At 58.9% G+C, this 5,335-nt stretch carries 4 protein-coding genes; 2 read left to right on the top strand and 2 right to left on the bottom strand.

Translation table 11 applies throughout. The features are described 5' to 3' along the window. Positions 1–484: 484 nt before the first annotated feature. Together H1Y01_RS06820 and H1Y01_RS06815 are read left to right on the top strand one after the other, a co-directional pair. Positions 485–631 (top strand): hypothetical protein, encoded by a 147-nt coding sequence (locus H1Y01_RS06820; RefSeq protein ID WP_180539692.1) that lies wholly within the window; start codon positions 485–487, stop codon positions 629–631. Beyond that, the gene (locus H1Y01_RS06815; protein ID WP_180539691.1) at positions 628–867 is read left to right on the top strand and encodes a hypothetical protein; all 240 of its coding nucleotides are present in this window, start codon (positions 628–630) and stop codon (positions 865–867) included. The genes H1Y01_RS06820 and H1Y01_RS06815 overlap by 4 nt, the downstream gene beginning before the upstream one ends. Before the next feature lie 198 nt (positions 868–1,065). Here the strand turns inward: H1Y01_RS06815 and H1Y01_RS06810 are convergent, their stop codons facing one another. Together H1Y01_RS06810 and rodA are read right to left on the bottom strand one after the other, a co-directional pair. After that, entirely contained in the window at positions 1,066–3,813 is a 2,748-nt protein-coding gene (locus H1Y01_RS06810) for an Rne/Rng family ribonuclease (protein WP_180539690.1), read from the bottom strand. A gap of 277 nt (positions 3,814–4,090) precedes the next feature. After that, a complete protein-coding gene (rodA, locus tag H1Y01_RS06805; protein ID WP_180539689.1) occupies positions 4,091–5,182 on the bottom strand; it encodes a rod shape-determining protein RodA in 1,092 nt (363 codons plus the stop codon). Positions 5,183–5,335: the final 153 nt, after the last annotated feature.

Genomic DNA, 5,335 nt, shown 5'->3' with positions numbered 1-5,335 from the left:
CTGTGGCTAATGGGTTTTTGCCTTTGACACTGTCGGCGACATCCGTTTCCGCTGACAAACAGTTGAACATTGGCCTGGCTGTGGCTAGGTCCGATGGACACCACGATCTGGGGATTTGACGGAGCTGGTAAAGTCCCGACTCACCGGGCCGTCGCTCCCACAGATGGACACAGATAAACCACATATGGCCCGCGGTCCACCCTGGGGAATGAAAATGTTGAACACTCCGTTGCCGCGGGCCGTCTTTGAGTCGCTGCCAAATACCACATACTGAGCCGCGACGGTGACGGAGCGGTTACAACCTGGGCATCCGCTTTCTCGCGGCAAAAGCATTCGAAGCTTCTTTTTCCGGAGCACCAGCTCCGTTACCGTCGCGGCTCAGTAGGCTGACAGGTGTTTTCAGAACAACACGGATGAACACGGATGTAAATTACGTAAATAGGCAAAGAGCGAGCAGCCCGCCTGGCGGATAATAAGGAAGCAAATGAGTATCGAAGAAGCGATCATCGAAAAGGTCAGGGCATTGCCACCAGCGAAAAACAAGGGAATTCTGGCTGATCTCAACTTCACACTTTCTGAGGAAGATCTTGCGGCCGCACGGCGGGAAATGTGGGGTGAGTTTCCCCGATGACCCCTACTCGCGAACTGGCCCACCAGTTGATCGACCGCTTGCCCGACACCCAGCTCTCCGGCCTGGTTCAGTTTCTGGAAACGATCGTCGACCCCGCAACCGCGGCTCTGCGCAACGCACCGCTTGACGACGAGCCGGACACGGAAGAGGAAAAACTTGCCGTGACCGAGGCCCGCGACTGGCTCAGGAATAATGGAGGCAAGGGCATTCCTCACGCCGAAGCGATGACATGTTGAGTCTCGATAAGGGCATCGCCCGTCGCATCAAGCTGTCCACCGAACGCTTCGCCGAAACTGGCGCCGGTAATGTGAAACGGCTTCAAGGAATCGACCCGCCCGAGTTCCGCCTCCGTGTCGGCGACTATCGAGTCCGCTCCGCGTCCGCAACCACCGCGAAGCTTACCGCTGACGTCAGGCGGGGTCTATCTCGCCCGATTAAGCCAAATCGAACTTAGTCTGATGCAGCAGCGGATCGCTCTTAATCATCACAGTCCGCCCTACCACCGACTCAATCTCTTCCAAATGATCATTAGTATTGCTCTTCAATACCTTGGCGACCTCAGGATTCACCCGCAGCATCACACTATCGCCTTCAACCGCGCCCGCGATCTTATGCGCTTCCTGCAGAATCTCGCTGATGACGGTCGTCACGCTCTTGACTGAACCCGCGCCTTCGCAATACGGGCATGGCGAGCAGAGCGTCCGCTCCAGCGATTGCTTCACGCGCTTACGGGTAATCGCTACCAGGCCAAAATCGTTGAATTGCAGAATCTTATAGGGCGCGCGGTCTACCCGCATGCCTTCCTCCAGCGCCTGCATTACTTTCTGGCGATTCTTGCGCTCATCCATATCGATGAAGTCCACTACAATGATTCCGCCTAAGTCGCGCAGGTGAATCTGACGGACGATCTCGCGGATCGCATCCGTGTTGATCTTAACGATCGTATCTTCCAGGCGATTACTCTTGCCGACATACTTACCCGTGTTGATGTCGATCGCAACTAATGCCTCGGTCTGATTGATGACGATGTAACCACCGCTCTTCAGCCATACTTTCGGCCGCAGCGCCTTCTCGAGTTCCTGAGTAATCCCGAACTCATCGAAGATCGGCGTTTTGCGCGTGTACATCTTAATGCGGCTCACCATCGCCGGTTGAAAACGCTGGACAAAGCTGAGCACGTTCTCGTAGATAATTTCGTTATCGACCCAGACCGTCTTGAACGCGCTCGTTAGCTGGTCGCGGAGGATGCGCTCCACCAGATCCAGGTCGTGGTGCAGCAGCATCGGCGCGGGGCGTTTCTCGGCTTTCTGGCGCATGTCGGTCCACATGTTATGGAGGAACATCATGTCGGCCTTGAGCTCATCTTCCGAGCGGCCTTCGCCCGCGGTGCGGACGATGAAGCCGCCGGGGATGCCGACGCGGTGGGTTTGCAGGATGCGCTTCAGGCGCAGGCGTTCGTCGTCGGACGGAATTTTGCGGGAGACGCCGACGTGGTCGACGGTCGGCATGTAAACCAGGAAGCGGCCGGGCAAGGCGATGTGCGAGGTGATGCGGGCGCCCTTCTGACCGAGGGGTTCTTTGGCGATTTGGACGATGATTTCCTGGCCGGCTTTGAGCAGGTCGGCGATGGAGGGGACTATCGGGCGGGCTTCTTCTCGATTGCGATCTTCCCGATCGCGATTTTCGCGAGGCTTGTCTTGACGGTCTTCACGCGGGCGATCTTCGCGCGCACGGTCTTCGCGCGGACGACTTTCGCGGCCGCGGCCTTGACGGCGCGGCTCAGCGGCAGCTTTCACTTCTTCGATCTGTGGCGCTGCCATTGCGGGCGCGCCCTCGCTCGGCGTCTCGCCGGCGGACTCGACGGCAGCTTCTCCGGTCCCCTCCGCACCCTTCTCATCGGGACGATCGCCGCGCATGCGCCGGCGCATCCGCCGGGACATGCGATGCGGAAGACGGCTGCCTTGCTCGCGCAGGGTTGCGGTCAGGCTTTGGGGAATGCGGGCGGGTTCCGGTCCTTCTTGTTCCGGATTCGGTTCTGCCGCGGGCTCGGCTGAGACGCGTTGGAGTTCATCGACTGGATCGACATCTACAGCGTCGAAACCCGGCTCGAAGGCTTCTTCCGCCTGTTCTTCCGCCTGTTCGTCCGGAAGCTCGGATGCGGCTTCGGGCTCTTCGCCCTCATCATCTTCCTCCTCAAGTTCAGCTTCGGCCAGAGGCTCTTCGGAGACCTCGACCGCGGCCGATAGAACAGCGCCCGTGAGGAATTCCGGTTCCGGCTCTTCCCGCTGCGGCTCGCGCCGCTTTTCCATGCTGGCTTCCCACTCGTCAACCAGAGCTTCGTTGTGTTCCTGATGAACGATTTCCTCAGCAAGACCGAGTGTCGCGTTCGCTGAAGTTAGTTCCGCGGTAGGCGATTCACCAGTCGCGTCGATGCCCTCCGGCTCGCCCTCGCCCCCGATGTGGCCGACATATTTGGATATCGATTCGCCGGGAAGGACCACCAATCCGCCGCTCGGCTCAGCTTCCTGAGTGAGAGAATCATTCCCTCGCGCCTCAGCCCGCACTTCGCGCGGTTCGCGATTCTCACGCGGCTCCCGATGGTCACGGGGCGAGAAGAATTTCGACTCGGGTAGCCCTCCGCCGCCGGGACGACGCCTGCGTCCTCTTCGCCCGCGCCCGCCTCGGTCGCGTTGCTGTTGGTCGGCACGGCTCGCATTCTCGCGGCGCGGCTCCGAGGTCGCGGCCTGCCCGTTCGTACTTTGCGCCGCGGGCGCGGACACCATCAGCGCTCCCGGCACAGCACCTAAAATCGCGGCAAGTTCGGGTTCCATCGGAGTCGGCAGCGCAATCGGAGCAGCGCTCGCGTTACCACCCCCGGCGCTGCTACCCCCGCCGCGCTCCAGTTTGAGCACCTTCTCCTCAACACCGGAAACGACCTTGTCGTATTCGTCATTGTCTTCGAAGAAATCGGAGACATAGAGGAAGGCGTCGCGTTCCAGTCCGATATCGACGAACGCGGACTGCATGCCGGGTAACACCCGGGTAACGCGGCCTTTATGAATACTTCCCGCGAGCGAATACTCTTTCTCGCGTTGATGAAAAATCTCGACTAGTTGGTCATCCTCAAGGATCGCGACGCGCGTTTCATGGCGCGTGGCGGAGACGATTAGTTCCTTTGACATTCACTCTCTCCGTCGGGCTCCCTTTCACAGGACCGCTCGGCGACGAAAAAAGCGGAGAGTTCACCCTTGCGTGCTTTCTGCTTCGCGCGTAACAAGAACGCGCGGATTGACGCTGCCAGCCCTCACGCGTGGCCGCTCCGGACTGAATTATTCCCAAACACCAGAATCCAAAATTTCACGTTCATCCGGATCGCACCGGGGAACCACTCCCGCTCATCCAGCGGCTTTATGCAAGCCATCGCCGAGAGTTCTCTAGCAGGGGCTCCCGAAAACTTTCTTAGTTCACAAACCTTCGCAAGCGAACATTATTCACTAGACCCAGCATCATGAAAACGCTCCAGAGACTGGATCCCCCATAACTCATAAGTGGCAGCGGAATACCCGTAACCGGCATCCGTCCCACCACCATCCCTACATTGACTAGCAGGTGAAACAGCAGTAGGGCAGCCACGCCCATACACAGGAACATGCCTGCGCGATCGGGCGCAGTCTGGGCATTCTGCACAATCTGCATCAGCAGCACAAAATACAGCGACAGGACAACAGTAACTCCGACAAACCCGTGCTCTTCGGCAAACGCCGAAAAGATAAAATCCGTGTGCGGGATGGGAAGGAAACCAAGTTGCGTCTGCGAGCCCTTGGTCACTCCCTTACCCCACATCCCACCCGCTCCGACCGATATCCGCGACTGAATCAACTGGTATCCGGTGCCTTTCGGATCGCGGTCCGGATCGACAAAACTCAAAAGCCGGTTCCGCTGGTAGTCTTTCATGAACTCAAACCCAAGCGGAACCACTACCGCCGTAATCACCGCAATCGCCGCCCAATATTGCCACCGGAGTCCCGCCAGAAACACCCCGATTCCCAGGATCGGTAAGTACGTCAGGGCTGTGCCGAGATCCGGTTCCGCGGCGATCAGGGCCATCGGAACCAATACCACCACAACGATCCGGAGAAAGTCCCGGAACTCCAGAACATCTGTGGAAATTCTGGTTAGCTGTCTGGCTACGATCAATAATATCACTAACTTGGCGAACTCGGACACCTGCAGGTTGAGACCGCCGGGAAGCGGGATCCAGCGCTTTCCGCCCAACACCGTCTTACCCATAACCAGGACCCCGAGTAACCCGGCGACCGCGACAACATAATAGACGTTGGCCTGCTCGATCAGCGCATGGTAGTCGACCGCGGTCGTAATCCACATGAGGATCACGCCCATCCCGATGTAGACGATCTGTTTCCACCAGGTGTCCTGGAAAGTCGTGCCGCGGGTGGCGCTATAGATCTGAACGATGCCGATGCCGCAGATGATGAAGACGATGGACAGCATCGCCCAATCAAGATCGCGGACCAAGCGGCGGCCCGGCATCAGCGGTCACCCGCGCCGTCGTCAGATTCGGCGGTGGGCATTTCCATGTGGATCGGCTGGGGTGCTTCCCCGCGGCGGGCGGCTTTCTTATCGAAGTAGGCCTTGATTACGTCGCGGACGACCGGTATCGCCACTGTTCCGTGACCCGCGTTT

Source organism: Nevskia soli (assembly GCF_903970205.1).
Taxonomy (GTDB): Bacteria; Acidobacteriota; Terriglobia; order Bryobacterales; family Bryobacteraceae; genus Bog-113.
This window is presented reverse-complemented; position numbering and strand designations above follow the sequence as displayed.

Excerpts from the sequence above, each read along its gene's own strand:
- H1Y01_RS06820 (WP_180539692.1), top strand. The coding sequence starts at position 485 with ATGAGTATCGAAGAAGCGATCATCGAAAAGGTCAGGGCATTGCCACCA.
- H1Y01_RS06815 (WP_180539691.1), top strand. The coding sequence starts at position 628 with ATGACCCCTACTCGCGAACTGGCCCACCAGTTGATCGACCGCTTGCCC.
- H1Y01_RS06810 (WP_180539690.1), bottom strand. The coding sequence starts at position 3,813 with ATGTCAAAGGAACTAATCGTCTCCGCCACGCGCCATGAAACGCGCGTC.
- rodA (WP_180539689.1), bottom strand. The coding sequence starts at position 5,182 with ATGCCGGGCCGCCGCTTGGTCCGCGATCTTGATTGGGCGATGCTGTCC.